Origin of the sequence: Rothia sp. HMSC065G12 (genome assembly GCF_001811455.1) — a bacterium.
Classification (GTDB): Bacteria; Actinomycetota; Actinomycetes; order Actinomycetales; family Micrococcaceae; genus Rothia; species Rothia dentocariosa.
Map to the genome: position 1 here is coordinate 49,599 of NZ_KV804819.1, position 16,218 is coordinate 65,816.

The 16,218-nt window shown below is 56.7% G+C and carries 13 protein-coding genes; 4 read left to right on the plus strand and 9 right to left on the minus strand.

From position 1 onward, the window contains the following. Window positions 1–64: 64 nt before the first annotated feature. The 7 genes from HMPREF2804_RS09920 to HMPREF2804_RS11375 form a co-directional block, all read right to left on the minus strand. Window positions 65–2,236 (minus strand): S8 family peptidase, encoded by a 2,172-nt coding sequence (locus HMPREF2804_RS09920; protein WP_246824265.1) that lies wholly within the window; start codon window positions 2,234–2,236, stop codon window positions 65–67. Window positions 2,237–2,749: 513 nt separating this feature from the next. Next, a complete protein-coding gene (gene purM / locus HMPREF2804_RS09925; protein WP_070628197.1) occupies window positions 2,750–3,895 on the minus strand; it encodes a phosphoribosylformylglycinamidine cyclo-ligase in 1,146 nt (381 codons plus the stop codon). A 7-nt stretch (window positions 3,896–3,902) separates the two neighbouring features. After that, a complete protein-coding gene (gene purF, locus HMPREF2804_RS09930; RefSeq protein ID WP_070628199.1) occupies window positions 3,903–5,702 on the minus strand; it encodes an amidophosphoribosyltransferase in 1,800 nt (599 codons plus the stop codon). Between the two features lie 216 nt (window positions 5,703–5,918). Continuing rightward, complete coding sequence (locus HMPREF2804_RS09935) at window positions 5,919–6,290, minus strand: hypothetical protein (RefSeq protein ID WP_048752692.1); 372 nt, start codon at window positions 6,288–6,290, stop codon at window positions 5,919–5,921. A 143-nt stretch (window positions 6,291–6,433) separates the two neighbouring features. Then, window positions 6,434–6,865, minus strand: a complete 432-nt coding sequence (locus tag HMPREF2804_RS09940; protein ID WP_070628201.1) for a sterol carrier family protein — start codon at window positions 6,863–6,865, stop codon at window positions 6,434–6,436. After that, the gene (locus HMPREF2804_RS09945) at window positions 6,862–7,923 is read right to left on the minus strand and encodes an asparaginase (RefSeq protein ID WP_070628203.1); all 1,062 of its coding nucleotides are present in this window, start codon (window positions 7,921–7,923) and stop codon (window positions 6,862–6,864) included. The genes HMPREF2804_RS09940 and HMPREF2804_RS09945 overlap by 4 nt, the downstream gene beginning before the upstream one ends. Window positions 7,924–7,969: 46 nt before the next feature. Then, on the minus strand, window positions 7,970–8,290 hold the full coding sequence (locus HMPREF2804_RS11375) for a PQ-loop repeat-containing protein (RefSeq protein ID WP_083308377.1): 321 nt from the start codon (window positions 8,288–8,290) through the stop codon (window positions 7,970–7,972). A gap of 291 nt (window positions 8,291–8,581) precedes the next feature. On the opposite strand from HMPREF2804_RS11375, the gene purD reads away from it, so the two are divergent. From purD to HMPREF2804_RS09970, 4 genes are all read left to right on the plus strand, one after another. Beyond that, the gene (gene purD, locus HMPREF2804_RS09955; RefSeq protein ID WP_070628261.1) at window positions 8,582–9,865 is read left to right on the plus strand and encodes a phosphoribosylamine--glycine ligase; all 1,284 of its coding nucleotides are present in this window, start codon (window positions 8,582–8,584) and stop codon (window positions 9,863–9,865) included. A 253-nt stretch (window positions 9,866–10,118) separates the two neighbouring features. After that, window positions 10,119–11,045, plus strand: a complete 927-nt coding sequence (locus HMPREF2804_RS09960; protein ID WP_048754102.1) for a phosphoribosylaminoimidazolesuccinocarboxamide synthase — start codon at window positions 10,119–10,121, stop codon at window positions 11,043–11,045. Window positions 11,046–11,262: 217 nt separating this feature from the next. Further along, window positions 11,263–12,552, plus strand: a complete 1,290-nt coding sequence (locus tag HMPREF2804_RS09965) for an AAA family ATPase (protein WP_048754101.1) — start codon at window positions 11,263–11,265, stop codon at window positions 12,550–12,552. Window positions 12,553–12,558: 6 nt separating this feature from the next. After that, complete coding sequence (locus tag HMPREF2804_RS09970; RefSeq protein WP_065425139.1) at window positions 12,559–13,155, plus strand: RloB family protein; 597 nt, start codon at window positions 12,559–12,561, stop codon at window positions 13,153–13,155. Window positions 13,156–13,196: 41 nt separating this feature from the next. Here HMPREF2804_RS09970 and HMPREF2804_RS09975 read toward each other — a convergent pair whose 3' ends face one another. Both HMPREF2804_RS09975 and HMPREF2804_RS09980 read right to left on the minus strand, forming a co-directional pair. Further along, window positions 13,197–14,021, minus strand: a complete 825-nt coding sequence (locus tag HMPREF2804_RS09975; protein WP_048754099.1) for a FadR/GntR family transcriptional regulator — start codon at window positions 14,019–14,021, stop codon at window positions 13,197–13,199. A 259-nt stretch (window positions 14,022–14,280) separates the two neighbouring features. Then, window positions 14,281–15,954 carry an L-lactate permease gene (locus tag HMPREF2804_RS09980; protein ID WP_048754098.1) on the minus strand — a complete coding sequence of 558 codons (1,674 nt, stop codon included), beginning with the start codon at window positions 15,952–15,954 and terminating at the stop codon, window positions 14,281–14,283. Window positions 15,955–16,218 lie beyond the last annotated feature (264 nt).

The window sequence follows — 16,218 nt, forward strand, 5'->3', positions numbered from 1 at the left end:
TGCCCGTTGGGAAATATTTCCCAACGGGCATATAGCCTAGTCAAAGTTTATATTCCAAGGGCTTTTAGTAGCGGTAGCCTACGTTATAGTAGCCGTAGTCGCGGTAGCTGTTACCCCAGCCGTAGGAATACGATGCCCACCACGGATGCCCTGAACGGTGCATCCACGAGGTGTTGTGCCAGCTTCCACGGTGTCCGCGGTGGTATCCCCAACCGCCCCAAGAACCGTATCCGTAATCCCAGCGGTTCCATGCACCGTATCCCGACCAGGGATCGTACCAAGGGCTGGGGGAGTAGTAGCCTTGACCCGGGTAATCGTACCAGTACCACCATGAAGGAGGCGCTGGCTTATAAGACTCCGAAGGCGCGGGCGTGGGCTTCTTGGTTTTTACGGGAGCCGGGCTCGGCTTAGGAGTCTCAACAGGTGCGGGCTTGGTAGGCTTCGGTGAAGGTTTGGGCTTGATCGGCAGAACCGGCAGCTGTTCCTCATATGGAGGCAGCGTGGGCAGCGGCTTCGACGGCGGGGGTGCAATCGGGCGTACAGGCTTGCTCGGCGCAGGCGTTGGGGTAGGCGCGGGCTTTGAGGTCTCAGCCGGTGCCGGAGTAGAGCTGTCAGACGGCGCGGGTGCAGGCTTAGCGGGTTCGGACGGTGCAGGCTGAGTCGGTGCGGGGCTCGGCTGCTTCTCTGATTCCACAAGCTCATCGACCTTATCCATCGCCTTAGCCGCATCTATAATGCCGGCGCCGCAATAGTCACGATCGCAGGTGATCGGGTTAGCGGTGGATTTCAGAATATCCAGAGCCTTCTCGTAGCTCAGGTTCGGGTATTTTGACCGCATGATGGCAATCGCGCCCGCAACGTGAGGAGCCGCCATCGAGGTACCCTCATATTCGGCGTAATCTTCCTTCTCGGGAACAGTCTTGCCTTTATTCACCAGCGAAAGAACGCCCACACCCGACTGCCTAAAATCGCCGCCGGGGGCGCTGACGGCAACGGTCGAGCCGTAGTTAGAGTAGGGTGCACGTGAATTTCCAGGGTTGCTTGCGCCCACATTGATCACGCCGTCACAGCTGCCGGGGATCTGAGCCGAAGCATTCTGATTTGAGTTTCCGGCGGAGGTCACGATGATGCTGCCGCGCTTGTTCACGGACTCGATGGCACGGTTGTAGGTGCGCGAGCATTTCCCTGCACCACCTAGAGACATATTGATAACCTGGGCGGGGTGCTGGTTCGCGGGTACACCCCTCACGGACCCACCGGATGCCCAGATCATCCCATCGATAATGTCTGAATCGTAGCCGCCGCAGGCACCCAGGACGCGCACCGGCACGATCTTGGCCTTCGGAGCTACCCCGGCAATACCGATGTTGTTGTTGCCGACGGCCGCTATAGTCCCCGCAACATGGGTGCCGTGCCAGGTTGAATTGGTGGCTTTTGCCCCAGAACCGCACTGCCCTTCAGTGGTCCAGTCGCCTTCATCCTGGGGGTTGTTATCGCGTCCGTTGCCATCGCGCGCAGCGGAGGCATCCGACACGAAATCGTAGCCGGGCAGCACATTCTCGTTTAGGTCTGAATGCTTGGTAACGCCGGTATCGATCACGGCAACGGTCACCTGGTGATCCCCCGCGTGCTTTAGCGCATAATCGGCTTTGATGGTGGTGAAACCCCACAGGCGTGACATCTTAGGATCGTTGAAATCGACCTTGTCCGAGCCGGGGAGGGTACCGGTGGGCTGGCGTTTGAGATCCGGCTCGACCGAGTCCACCTGCGGATTCTCGGCGAGCGTCTGCATATACTGCTTTGCCTGCTGCGCATTCAGCGGCTTCGATAGAGAGACCACCGAATCATTCTGTGCGGTATCACGCACATAGGTGGTTTTAACGCCGAGGAGCTCGTCAAGCGAATTTACGCTCTTCTCGATGCCCTGGTAGAGTTCGGGCACAAACTCGGAGTATTCGCCAGATTCCAGTCCCGCAATATCAAGGTTGTTCTTGGCCTGGTCGGCATAGTTGATGATAAAGCGGTCATAGCCCTGTTCCTGCTGCTGCACCGAGGTTGCAGTCAGAATATCCTCAGCCTGTGAGGATGCAGGAATTCCGGTCTTCGTTGATACCGGTGATGCGGGTGCGGCGTGAGCGGACGGTGCGCAGAGCCCCACCATCAGGGATGCGATACCCGCTACGCTCAGCGCCGCCATGCGGGTCCGCTTCACCGTAGGGTGTTCGATGAGTGACATGAAATGTCCTATGTTCAGTTATGTGTGAGTGAATATATGTGATGGCGAATTTGTGATTGAACTCGTCATCAAAAAATAGAATATAGGGCGTTTTGAAAAAGTGCATCTTGAAAGTATTTCAACTCAAAATATTTTTATATATTTCGCACTAAAATATATTTACACATAAAGTTTTACTATTAAAATATTGGTGAAATCCTTGATTTTACAAGACATAACCAAGGTCTAATCTATTCTCCCAGGGAAAATAATAATGTATTTAATATACATCACACTATCTGGTATTCGAGATTTAAGGTCTTGAAATACTTTAAAGTTTTCCGCAAGTGCAAGATGATAGGTAGCCAAGTATTGAGTAAAGATTTAAAGCTTGCGCAAAATTAGCACTATTGCCTAATAAGATCGCCGCAACAGCGCACAAAACGCGAGCGGATGATTCGTCAAAAATCATCCGCTCGCGTTTTATAGATATAGGGCAGGGCGCTACAGCGTAAAACCCTGTCAAGGCGCAGGCTAGACCGCGTAACTGCCGTAAAGCCGCACTGCGCCTCCATCAACGCCCTTGGCACCCTGCACATAGTCAGGGTTATTCAACTCGGCGCCGCCAGCCTTCACCACATCCCCCATGATCCAGGATGAAATACCGCGCTCATTCAGACGACTCACCGCAGCATCCGCCACCGCAGGATCAACAATCGCAATCATGCCCACGCCCAGGTTCAGGGTGCGCTCCAGATCGGCGAGTGGAACCTGACCGAGCGAACCGATAAGCGAGAAAATCGCCGGAATCTGCCAGGTTGAACGATCCACACGGCCCTCCAAGCCCCGCGGTAAAACACGTGCCAGATTAGCGGCAAGACCGCCTCCGGTCACATGCGAGAACCCGCGAATACCGTGACCGGTCTGCCCATCAGTACCATTGACCGGGAACGCTGCCGCCAAATCCAGACAATCCGCCGCATACACGCGAGTAGGCTCTAAAAGCTCTTCGCCCAAAGTACGGCCGAGCTCGTCCACCTGACGATCCAAGCCCCAGCCCGCCACATCGATCACCTTGCGCACCAGCGAGTACCCGTTCGAGTGAATACCCGAAGAGGTCATACCGATCAGCACATCGCCCTCGCGCACGCGATCGGAGCCGAGCAGTTCATCGGCCTCCACCAGACCGGTTGCGGCACCGGCAACGTCGTACTCATGTTCAGCCAAAAGCCCCGGATGCTCCGCCGTTTCGCCGCCCACCAGCGCGGTACCGGCAGCCTTGCAAGCTCCGGCAATACCCCGCACAATATCGGCAATACGCTCGGGAACGACCTTGCCTGTAGCAATATAGTCGGTCATGAAAAGAGGCTTCGCGCCGCACACCACAATATCGTCCACGACCATACCCACCAGGTCGTAGCCAATCGTGTCATGAATATCGAGCGCCTGCGCGATAGCAACCTTCGTGCCCACACCATCCGTAGAAGTCGCCAAATAGGGCTTGCGATATAAGGACAAAGCCGAGAGGTCATACAGCCCGGCAAAACCGCCCACACCGCCGACCACCGAAGCGTTGTGAGTCGCCTTCACCGCATCCTTCATCAGCTCGACGGCGCGGTCGCCCGCCTCAACATCAACGCCAGCGCTTGCATAGGTTACAGAGGTGCTGTTTTCGCTCATGGGTTTATTAGTCCTTCGGGGTTATAGGGCGTGAATTAACGTGTGCGGGAACCAAGTCTTCCTCGGTCAAAAGCGCTTCAAGATCGGCGTCGGGACCGGGGTTACACATGCCCGGTGCCGGTTGTTGAGCTTCCTGAACAGACTCAACGGGTGCGGATGCGCCAGAGCCAGCCTGCGCCTGAACCACCGGAAGCGCGGCGGTATCGAACTTATTCTCCAAGGTATCGGTACCGGTGCGGGTTTCAATGGAGACAGCCTCCGCATGCTCGGGCTTGCTTGGTACCGGGCGCTCAACGGTCACCTCCGCCGCCTTGCCGGCGAGCGGTCCGCCCTTGCCTTCTTCGGCATCGAAGAGCGATTTGCCGCGGCGCTCCTCCGAGGGGAGCTCAATCGGGTATTTGCCGGTGAAGCAGGCCGTGCACATGTTTTTCGCGGGCTGCTCGGTTGCCGCCATCATGCCGTCTTCTGAAATAAAACCGAGCGAATCGGCACCGAGAGAAGCGCAAATTTCGTCCACCGAAAGACCGTTTGCAATCAGCTCTGCGCGTGAGGCAAAGTCGATACCGTAGAAGCAGGGCCATTTCACGGGTGGGGAAGAGATACGCACGTGAACCTCTTTCGCCCCGGCCTCACGAAGCATACGCACTAGGGCTCGCTGGGTGTTGCCGCGCACGATCGAATCGTCAATGACAATCAGGCGTTTGCCCGCAACCACAGATTTGAGCGGATTCAGCTTGAGCCGAATACCCAACTGGCGAATGGTCTGCGAAGGCTGAATGAAGGTACGCCCCACATAGGCGTTCTTGACTAGGCCGTTACCGTAGGGAATGCCGGACTGCTCGGCGTAGCCGATGGCCGCAGGGACGCCGGATTCTGGCGTGGGCATCACCAAATCTGCTTCGACCTGGTGTTCACGGGCGAGTTGGCGCCCCATTTCCACGCGGGATTCGTAGACAGAGCGCCCCGCAATCGTGGTATCCGGGCGAGCCAGGTAGACGTATTCGAAGACGCATCCGGCGGGTTTTGCCTCGGCAAAACGGTGTGAACGCAAGCCATTTTCGTCGATCGTAATAAGTTCGCCGGGTTCAACCTCGCGCACAAAAGATGCACCCACAATATCGAGTGCCGCAGTCTCGGAGGCAACTACCCAGCCCCGCTCCAAACGCCCCAGCACCAGCGGGCGAACGCCCTGCGGGTCACGCGCCGCATAGAGAGTCTGCTCGTCCATGAACGTGAGGCAGAATGCGCCTCGCAGGGTGGGCAGCAGATCGAGAACGGCTTCTTCTAGAGAATCAAAATCGTGCTCGGCTAAAAGCGCGGTTACCAGTGCGGTATCGGTCGTATTACCCTGCGCCAGCTCACCAAACGCCGGGGGCTTGCCGCCGTTCTTCTGCAGCAGCTTATCGTAAAGATCAGCCGAGTTCGTCAGGTTGCCGTTATGCGCCAGGCAGAGCGTGCCGTGCGGGGTGGTGCCCAGAGTCGGCTGAGCGTTCGCCCAATGGGATGCGCCGGTTGTGGAGTAGCGCGCATGCCCGATAGCGTGTTCGCCCGGCATAGAGCTGAGCGTGGCCTCATCAAAAACCTGAGACACCAGCCCCATGTCTTTATATACGTGGATGCGCTTGCCGTTGCTCGTTGCGATACCGGCGGATTCCTGTCCGCGATGCTGCAGTGCATACAGGCCGTAGTAGGTTAGTTTTGCCACGTCCTCACCGGGAGCCCAGACACCAAATACGCCGCAGGCGTCCTTGGGTCCGTGGTCTATCGGATCGAGATCGTGGGTGAGTTTTCCGTCAGGACGAATCAATTCACATCTTTTCGACGTTGGGACTGCGGGAAAGTCTTGTCTGCGCGCGGGTGTGTGAGCCGCTGAGCAGCTGTACCCTCGGGGAGTACACAGACATTTCTAGTCTACCCTCTTTCACGCCACTCTGTGGTGTACGCTACGAAATTTAACGCCCGCAGGGGTGATGAATATGTCACGTGTGGCTGCGCCAAGCGTTTTAGGATGCGCCGCTCGCTTCTATTCATCCTCTTCTTTGGACTCTGGCTCAACTCGCGCCGTTAAGGACTTTTTGAGGGATCGGCGGTCAAGCCACAGGGCCACGAGGGCACCCAATGCTACGCCGACGGCACCGTAAATAACCGCGATAACGCCGAACACCGATGTTTCAGAATATGACGGATCTCCTGGACCCAGGATCACAGAAATAAACGCCGCAATAAGTCCGATGATGAGCCCCAGCATCATGAAAGCTACTACCGACGGGGCACGGCGAACCCGCACCTGAGAGTACTCAACCTCGGCTTCAGGGGATGCTTCAGCTTCGGGCGTGGGGGAAGCTGGCTCCGAAGAATCAGAGTGGGAATTAGAAGGTGTGTGTGCGCTACTCATGTCTTCAAGTCTATCTTTTGGGGTGAATCCTGCCTAATGATTCTTGGTGACGGCGGGGTGCGGACAACGTGGCTGAAGGAATGTTGTCTGCTCTAGGGCGTGCGCGATAAGACTTGAGGTGCCGTTGTCAGGTAGCTCGGCGCCTAGAACAACGGGAAGTAGCGGGATAGATTGCTGCGTTCGCCGCTGGCGGTCAGCAGTCCGGATGCGCTCGCATCGTCCCAAGCCAAGGCACCGGCAGCCAGCGCACACCAGATGAACCCGCTCGTTTCGACTACGCTCGGCGGAGTGCCGCGGGTATGGCGAGGCCCGGCAATACACTGGGTAACCCCGTAGGGCGGAACCCGAACCTCCACACTGTTGCCGGGGGTGAGCGTGGCGAGCTCTTCAAGGGTGTACCGCACGGCGGTAGCGCGCACACCGCGCGGCAGGCGAGCGAACGAGTGTTCTATATCGGCTCGATTTTCCGCACTAATAAGCGGTTTTTCTCCGGAAAGCACAGTATCAAAAACCTGTCTAACCTGTGCAAAGGCGACCGCGCCGTCAACCTCCGAAACTCGACGGCGCACACTCACGCGCTCTCACCCACCAGCGGCTCCAGATCCGCACCAGGAACCCAGCCTCCAACCTCGCGGGGCGCATTATCCTGCACGCCACCAATCACGGGGCGAGTCACCTGCGGAAGAAGCTGCTGCACCTGCTCGGAAGGCAGATGCCCCGTAGCTTCCAGAGCCCACAGCGCTACCGGGTAGGCGGCACGGGTTGCACCGTCGGAAATCTTCACAGCCACAGACGCGCCAGAACGCAGACCCACGCACAGTACACCGGCGGCGCCGCTCTTGACGACCGCATCCAGCTGCTCACTCAACACCGTATCGGGCATGCCCGGGGCCTGGATCAGCTCGGGGTAATCCACCATCGCGGTCGCCACGGTTGAGGCGCGCGCATCCGCATCCATATTGCGAATCGCCGCACCGAGCGTCGAATAGGCACGCGCCAGACCCAGCGCTGAGACCGCCGCGACGGGGGCACCGCATCCGTCAATACCCGATGTGCCCACAGGCTCGCCCGTAAAACTCGCGATCTCTTCAGCAATCATGCGCTGCAGCGGATGCTCGGGGTCGCAGTAATCCTTCATCGTCCACTGGCGCGAATCCGGGTCTACAACCGAGCGGTCCAGCTGCGCGGCACACGCCCACAGAAACCCGGCATGCTTGCCCGAACATGGATGCGCAAGCGGAGTCTTCGCCAAATCCGCGCGTACCATCTGTTCGTGCGCGTGTGCATCAGCGGGGTAGGCGGTAGGGCAGAGCAGGGCGGTCGCATCAACACCGGCACCCTGAAGCATGTCTTGAACCGCGCGCATCTGCTCGAACGTTCCCTGATGCGATCCGCACGCGATCGCTACCTGCGCGCCACGCAGCGGCGCCCCCGACTTGAGCGTGCCGATAGCCTGCAGTGGCTTGAGCGCCGAGCGGGCAAAGAATGGCTGGCTCATGTCTCCGAGGGCAAGATCGGCGGTACCTTCGGGGGAGAGCACCACCACAATACCGTGGTGGGTCGTCTCGATCAGATCGTTACGAGTCTGAAATACGAGTTCGGCATCTGTGAGGGAAAGCTGAGGAGAAGTCATATACCCACAATAATAGTGCTAAAAATAGAAATTCTAGCGGATAAAATCACATGAGCGCGGTGATGGCTGCCGTACCGCCAAAAATAATGCCGGGCGCATTCGCAATCACAATGGGCCAGTCTTTCTTCTCGCGCCACAAACCGTATGCTACCCACAGCGTGCAGTTAATGCCGGCAACGAGCGGCTGAATCCAGTCGCCCTTATGGCCGTTGATATTGCCGATAATTTGCGGGAAGTAAAAGACGTACATGAGCACCGCAGTTACGGATGCTACGCGCGCTAGGATCGGGAAAAGTCTGGCGTGAATATCCGATTCTTTATGCGTATCTTGGGTGGGGGTCTGAGTGCTGGAATTTTGCGCGCTCATGAGGGTCCTTTCGTCTGTGTAATATGCCCTGCAAATGCGCCCGGCCAGTAGAGCAGACCGTATTCACAAGACAGTTTACCCTACTCCCGCCCCTGGAATGACGCAAATGCAGGCCATGGCGGCAGCCCTAAACTGTCCTGCTAAAAAGAGCCTTTATGCGAAAAAAGCGTTAAAAACACCGCTTTATTCACATAAAGGCTCTTTTTTACGGCCTGAGGGTGGGAACCCCACGATACGGAAGAGCGCCGAAACCCCCGCCCGTGCCGCACCCGACACGGTACCCTTATGTACATGAAGGTTTTGGTACTGGGCCCCGGCGGCCGCGAACACGCAATTATCCGTGCGCTTGCACGCGATCCACAGGTGACCGAAGTTCACAGCGCACCCGGCAACGCGGGCATCGCTCAGGACGTTCCGGTACACGCCATCGACGCCAATAACCCCGAGCAGGCTGTCACGCTCGCCCGTGAGCTCGCCGCAGACCTGGTGGTTATTGGCCCTGAGGCACCTCTAGTCGCCGGTGTTTCCGATGCCCTGCGCGAGGCAGGCTTTGCGGTCTTCGGACCCTCTGCGGCTGCGGCACAGCTTGAGGGGTCCAAGGCATTCGCCAAACAGGTGATGGAGGAGGCAAACGTGCCGACCGCCCGCGCCTTCGTCGCCACAACCGAAGCCGAAGCGGCGCAAGCCCTTGACGAGTTCGGCGCCCCCTATGTGGTGAAAGACGACGGGCTCGCTGCGGGTAAAGGCGTGGTTGTCACCGAGAACCGGGATGCCGCCCTAGAGCATGCGAACGCCTGCTTTGCCGCCGGCGGTTCCGTGGTGATCGAAGAATTCTTGGACGGTCCCGAAGTATCGCTCTTCGTTATCAGCGACGGAAAGAACGTGCTCCCGCTGTCTCCTGCGCAGGATTTCAAGCGCATCTTTGACAACGATGAAGGCCCAAACACCGGCGGGATGGGCGCCTACACTCCGCTTGACTGGCTGCCCGCAGGATTTGTGGACGAAGTGATCGAAAAGATCGCCCGCCCCACCATCACGCGCATGGCAGAACGCGGCACCCCGTTCGTAGGTGTGCTCTTCTGCGGACTCGCCGTTACCAGCCGCGGCGTGCGCGTCATCGAATTCAACGCTCGCTTTGGCGACCCCGAAACTCAGGCGGTGCTGGCACGCCTGCGCACCCCGCTCGGGCAGCTGCTCCTTGCGGCATCCCGCGGCGAGATCGCCGAAGACACCCGCCTGGAATGGGATCCCCGCACCGCCGTAGACGTGGTCATGGCGGCAGAGAACTACCCGGGAACCCCGCGTAAGGGCGATGCGATTGCGGGGCTTGAGAGCGCATCCGTTATGCCCGGTGTGCATGTGGTGCACGCCGGAACCGCCGTCGCGGGCGAAGAGATTGTGACGGCGGGCGGCCGAGTGCTCGCCGTTGTGGCCCTGGGCGATACCCTTGCCCAGGCTCGCGATGCCGCCTACGAGGGGGTACGAGCCATCACCTGGGAAGGCGCACAATACCGCACCGATATCGCTCTCAAAGCGGTGCAGGGGGCTATTACCGTGCCCGAACTCCGCGACTAAACGCTATTCTCTATTCGCGTGAGCAGGTCGTTTTTGGTCGAACAGGTAGGATTTTCTTACCTGCTCGACCGAAAACCACCTGCTCGCGGTGTATTCCAGCCGGGCGCCAAGTAACAGAACTTAACAGCCGAACCCTGAGAACACGGCGTTGCGGTCGCATTCGGATTCACATATCGCGGGATGCGGGCATTGTCCGGTAAGGTAAAGAATAGATAAACACGCCGCGCACATTCGCCCCACAGGAGAACTGCCCATGAATTCCCGCAACAACCCACCCATGATTCCGGGGTGGACGCACGTCTACTCCGGTAAAGTACGCGACCTTTACGTTCCCGAAGAAAGCCGCTATGACGCTGCCGGGCTAACCGTCAGCGACGATGCTGAAATCCGCGCAGGCTCCGTCATGGTCGTCGCCTCTGACCGCATTAGTGCCTTCGATAAAATTCTTCCCACCGAAATCCCCGATAAAGGCAAAATCCTCACCCAAATGTCGCTGTGGTGGTTTCAACAACTTTCGCATATCCCAAACCATGTGATTTCAATCGATGTGCCCGAATCAGTCGCAGGGCGAGCCATGATATGCAAATCGCTCAATATGTTCCCGGTCGAGTGCATTGTGCGCGGCTATCTGACGGGCTCGGGGCTCACAAGTTACCGCGACACCGGAAGCATAGCAGGCATCGAACTCCCGGCGGGGCTTGTGGACGGGTCACGCCTCGAAACCCCAATTTTCACGCCGACCGGCAAAGCCGAAGTAGGCCAGCACGATGAACCGGTAACCCGCGAAGAACTCTACGCCGAAGTAGGGCACGCAATCGGTAACCGCCTAGAAGAACTCTCACTCGAACTCTACAGCACCGCCGAAAAAATCGCCCGCGAGCAGGGCATTATCTTGGCAGACACCAAAGTCGAATTCGGAACCGACTCTTACCGCGGCGAAATCACCCTTGGCGACGAATTGCTTACCCCCGACTCCTCACGATTCTGGGATGCGAGTGAGTACGAACCCGGAAAGTCTCAGCCGAGCTTTGATAAGCAGTTTGTGCGCGACTGGCTGCGCTCGCCGGAATCGGGCTGGGACGGTTCGGATAACGTGCCTCATCTGCCCGAGGATGTGGTTGAGAAGACCCGCGCCCGCTATGTTGAAGCCTACGAGAGGCTGACCGGAACGAAGTTCTAGATAGACTAAATGCGCGAGTAGATAATATTTTGACGAGCAGATAACGCGTTGATATCTGCTCGTCAAAATACTATCTACTCGCGGAAATTTTCTACGCCAGATGCTCCTCATGCAGCGTTGCTCTTTTTACCTAGAATATTATGTACTCAGGGGTAAATTCTGGTGTTTTAGGGAAAAATTTTCCCAAAATACCCTCTATTTTTGTTAGAGTTGGCGTATGCTTCTAGAATTTTCGGTTGAAAACTATGAAAGTTTCAGGGATGAAGCGTACCTGTCGATGGTGCTTCCCTCCCTCAAAACGCAGGTGCCGAAAAATGGGCAGACTTGGGAGAGCTCTACGAGCCGAGTGGCCGCTATTTTCGGGGCGAATGCTTCTGGTAAAAGCACCATTGTGCGTGGTGCGCTTATCAGACTGAGCCAGGCTGTCCGTGCGCCTGGGGGACATCTTTATCATCCTTATCTGCTTCAGAACCCTCTCAACCCGCAGACAACCTACACGCTGAGTTTCACCCACGAGCAGGTGCGCTATGACTATCGGGTACAGGCAGATAAAAGCGGTGCTATAGCCCTTGAAACCATGCATGCCTACCCAAAAGGTACAGCACGATTACTCTTTGAGCGCCGCACCCAAAAAGACTCCACAGTTACCGTAAAGGCAGGGTCCTCGCTGAAGGGCGCCACCCAAGAGGTTCGTAAAATTACACAGCCAGATCAGCTGTTTTTAGCGGTTGCTCGGCAATACGGGCATGAGACCCTGGCACCTTTGGCGCGTGTTCTTGCCTACGATTTCTATTTCATGGATGGTATGGCTTCACGACAGACGAATATCGTGACAATAATGCGTATGATAATTCGTAATATCGACCTGTGGGAGCGTTCTATGAGCGCATTAGCACAAGTGGCTGATATTGGAGTTACCCGTCTTGAAGTAGACCGTAAAAAACTCCCACCAGAGTTTATTGAAGTAGCAAATATTAGACAAATAGCGGGTTTCGGGCCTGAGCTTTCTCATGAAGATATGTTAGAGAGTGCACAAGCACTTAATCTATACCATCGTGGAGTACATGAGAAAGAGGTTAGGCTGGGGCTTAGCGCACAGAGCGATGGTACTCTCAGCTGGCTTGTGCTTGCGGGTAGAGCTGTGGCAGCCCTCCAAGGGGGCGCAGCGTTAGTAGTTGATGAACTGGAATCTAGCCTGCATCCTACTTTGGCCGCTGAATTGGTGAGCATGTTCAAGAACCCTGACATGAACCGTACCGGCGCGCAACTCATTTTTACTTCGCACGATGCTACTCTGCTGGGTAATATCCCCATGCGCCTGCTTGACCCGCCGGAAGTGTGGTTTACCGAGAAAAATAATGAGGGCGCGAGCGAAATTTTTTCTTTGGAAGAGTTTGATACCCGTCCCAAGAGCAATATTCAGAAACAGTATCTCACCGGTGCTTTCGGGGCTATACCCACCACCTACATGTCTGAGTTACGTGCTCTTTTAGAGGCGGAACAATGAGCCGTCGTGCTAAGAGCACCAAGAAAACGCAGCACAAAGACTACTATCCTAGTCGTAACCAATGGTGAAGTGACGGAGCATCGTTACCTTGAATGGTTACGCGATAAGGTCAACGGACCGCGTGAAAAGTATTCAGTAACGATAGAAGCTATTTCAGGAGATCCCACGTGGATACTTCAAAAAGTAATAGGCAGAACTTCTAAAAACTATGATCAGGTATGGTTTGTGGTAGATCAGGACGACCATACCCGTGAAAAATTACGTGAGTTTATCAAGAGTTGTACGGACGAAGATATCGCCGCTGTTGTGAATGCACCGTGCTTTGAAGTGTGGCTTAACGCTCATTACGAACGGGTCAGAAAATACCAAAATCAGAAAGATGCGCAACGACACTATCGTCAGTTATCGGGAGTCTTGGAGAAAGATGAGAAAACTATTCCTCAAGATTTTCCTTTTGAGGAGTACGAAAAAGCATGCGGGAACGCACATCTTACGGGGAACTACAACCCTATGCCGAACGAGTTAGCCGAATCCCCAGCCACACCTATGCCTTATCTTCTCCAAGCAGTGGAGCTGATAGGGCACAACGTAGCGAAGGGATAGAAAACGTTCCCGCTTTGTGCCTAATGCATATGAGAGAGCTTCTACGCCAGATGCTCCTCATGCAGCACCACCTGATGCGGCAGCGCATCCGCATCTATCACCTGAGCCTGCCGTTCCCGCTGTTGGTCGCGGGCGCGGTCTGAGAGGGAATAGAACCATTTAATGTGCTCACATACGCGCTCATAGGCGGCCTCTTCATCACGAGTGGAAATCGCCTCATAGATTCCCCGGTGCTGATCTTGCAGAGTCTGCTTAACCGTAGCCCAGTCACGCAGCAGCGGAACCGCCTCCTGCACGTAACTGATAGTGGCCATATGCAAAGAATCAATGACCGTATCGAGCACAATATTGCCGCTCAAGCGGGATAGCTCGTAGTGAAAACGTGTGTCGCAGAAATGGAACCGCTCATTGGAAATATCTGGCGAATCCATCTCCGCCAGGTGCTCGCGGGCGTTCTCTAAGGCGAGGTCACGCTCAGCAGAATCCGGAGCGTTCGCGGCGGCACGTGCAGCAGGCCCCTCCAGCAGTAAACGCGTGGAAACCACGTCTTTGACGGGCAGGTTGCGGGTGGCAATGTGCATGCGAAGCGCCCAACTGAGCGCATCTGAAGGCTCAGAAATAACGATAGCGCCGGATTTTGGGCCCGAACCGGTGCTGGAACGAATCAGTCCCAAAGCCCCTAAAATACGCAGGGCCTCACGCACCGATGGGCGTGAAATACCGTACTGTTCGGCTAGGGTGCGTTCGGATGGTAGCCTATCGCCCACACGCAGCTCCCCCAGACGCAGCCTGCGTTCAAAGTTTTCGAGCAGGATGCTGTAACTACGCTCTTGCATGATCGTCCCTGAGCCTGTTGTGCGCGTCATGAGTATGTCCCATTTCGTGTGAAATCTGAAAGTGACTTTTAGCTTGTGCAACTCTCCAGGGTGCAAAACCCTGTGGGTGGGTGCCTGAGGGCGTGTACGCCGCCTGGGTGGGTTCGTCACAGAACCACGCCCAATGTTGTGCTCTGCAAGCCTACAGTATTTTTATGATGCCCGCACTGCATTCCGGTAGTGCAGCGGCGGGGCGGTGCACCCTGTGGTGCCCCGCCCCGCCAGCTCGCTCGTTACGGAACCCTAAGGGCTAGGGAACGAGGAACGAGAGGATATTGGTCTGCAGGAAGACCAGCAGGCAGACGACCACGAGCATCGCAAACGACCAGGGAACCACGGCCTTGAGGATGTCGGACTCCTTGCCCTCCATATCCACAGAGGTGGCCGCAATAGCCAGTGACTGCGGAGAGATCATCTTGCCGACCACACCACCGGTGGTGTTTGCTGCAAGCATCAGCTCAGGGGTAGCACCACTCACACCAGCATGCTGCAGATTCTCGGCAGCAGATACCTGCAGCTTGGAGAAGAGCGCGTTTGCGCTGGTATCCGAGCCGGTCACCGCAGTGCCGATCCAGCCCAGCACCGGTGCCAGTACTGCGTAGATGGTACCCAAGCCCGCCAAGAAAGTACCCATTGCGACGGTCTGACCCGAGAAGTTCATGACGTATGCCAGTGCCAGCACCGAGGCAATGGTCAGAATCGTCCAGCGCATACGGTAGATGACCGAACCGAACTCGGCGAAAACGGCTGGGAACTTGAAACCATACCGCCCCTTCTCGTTGAAGAAGAAGTAAACAACCGCAACGATCAGGCCCGAGATAATCAGCAGAGTACCGGGGTTTGAAAGCCAGGTGAAGGTGTAAGGGGCGTCCTTGACGGGTGTGCCGTCCTTGGTGACCAAACGGGAGCTGAGCGCGGGGATATTGATTTTAATAGCCACGGTCTTCAGCCATGCCTTCAAACCGGCATTGAGGTTCACGATGCCGAAGATAGCGACCACAATCAGGTAGGGCAGCAGAGCCATCCACACGCGCACTGCGGGCAGCGCCTCTTTCTCCTCAGACTGTGAAGGCAGGCCGTAGCGTTCACGCACGCCCTCAACACCGCGCGGCTTCCAGAAGCGCAGGAAGAGCACCGCAGCACCCATCGAAACAATACATGCCACCACGTCGGTGAGGTTGTAGGCGGGAGTTGCGGCGGTAATCCACTGCGCAATAGCGAAGGAAATACCGATAACGAAGGCAGGGAGCCATGCATCTTTAACACCCTTCATACCGTCGAGGATGAAGAGCAGAATGACGGGCACGAACATTGCCAGGAACGGTGCCTGGTGACCGACGATAGTTGCAATAACGTGCGGGTCTTTGCCGCCAACATCGCCTGCAGTCACAATCGGGACGGCGACGGCGCCGAAGGCCACAGGAGCGGTGTTAGCAAGAAGCACGGTAATAGCTGCTTTGAGCGGCTTCACGCCGAGGGCAAGAATCATGGTCGCGGTAATTGCCACGGGAGCACCGAACCCTGCGAGGGCTTCAAGCAGACCACCGAAGCAGAAGGCAATCAGAATCGCCTGGATGCGCAAATCGCCGCCGCCCAGACGGTCGAAGGTACGGCGCAGGTCTTCAAAGCGTCCGGCAAGCACGGTGACCTGGTAGAACCAGATGGCACCGAGGATCACCCAGCAGATCACCAAACCGTAGATAGCGCCGCGCACCGCGCTGAGCCCTGCCAAATCGAAGGGCATCGTAAAGCCGAGGCTTGCCACCAGGATAGATGCGGCAAGTGCCACCAGCGCCGACCAGTGCGCGCGTGCCTTGACGACGAGTAGCATGATGAAGAAGGTCAGCAGCGGTATGGTTGCCACGAGCGCGCTTAGCCCAAGGCTTCCCCCGACTGCGTTGGGTTCAGCGAAGAATGTATTCACTGGAACTCCTTTGGTTCGGTTCAATGTGATGTGGTCAGACCAATCAAAATTCCACGGATTCGTGGCGACTATGGCACCCTTCTGGGATGTGGTCTGACCATTAGCTTCATGTGAAGCCTACCCGAAGGGTGCTTTGAGATACAACTTATAGAGTGCAGGTGTGTTTTCCGCACGATGGCGGGGGAGAGGGGTGATATTTGCGTTCTGGGTGCCAAAAACGGGTTGTTCCAACTTCTGGCATTAAATTTCAGCTCTGCGCATAGA

Excerpts from the sequence above, each read along its gene's own strand:
- HMPREF2804_RS09945 (WP_070628203.1), bottom strand. The coding sequence starts at position 7,923 with ATGACTTCTCCTCAGCTTTCCCTCACAGATGCCGAACTCGTATTTCAG.
- HMPREF2804_RS09935 (WP_048752692.1), bottom strand. The coding sequence starts at position 6,290 with ATGAGTAGCGCACACACACCTTCTAATTCCCACTCTGATTCTTCGGAG.
- HMPREF2804_RS09965 (WP_048754101.1), top strand. The coding sequence starts at position 11,263 with ATGCTTCTAGAATTTTCGGTTGAAAACTATGAAAGTTTCAGGGATGAA.
- HMPREF2804_RS11375 (WP_083308377.1), bottom strand. The coding sequence starts at position 8,290 with ATGAGCGCGCAAAATTCCAGCACTCAGACCCCCACCCAAGATACGCAT.
- HMPREF2804_RS09960 (WP_048754102.1), top strand. The coding sequence starts at position 10,119 with ATGAATTCCCGCAACAACCCACCCATGATTCCGGGGTGGACGCACGTC.
- purD (WP_070628261.1), top strand. The coding sequence starts at position 8,582 with ATGAAGGTTTTGGTACTGGGCCCCGGCGGCCGCGAACACGCAATTATC.
- purM (WP_070628197.1), bottom strand. The coding sequence starts at position 3,895 with ATGAGCGAAAACAGCACCTCTGTAACCTATGCAAGCGCTGGCGTTGAT.
- HMPREF2804_RS09975 (WP_048754099.1), bottom strand. The coding sequence starts at position 14,021 with ATGACGCGCACAACAGGCTCAGGGACGATCATGCAAGAGCGTAGTTAC.
- HMPREF2804_RS09920 (WP_246824265.1), bottom strand. The coding sequence starts at position 2,236 with ATGTCACTCATCGAACACCCTACGGTGAAGCGGACCCGCATGGCGGCG.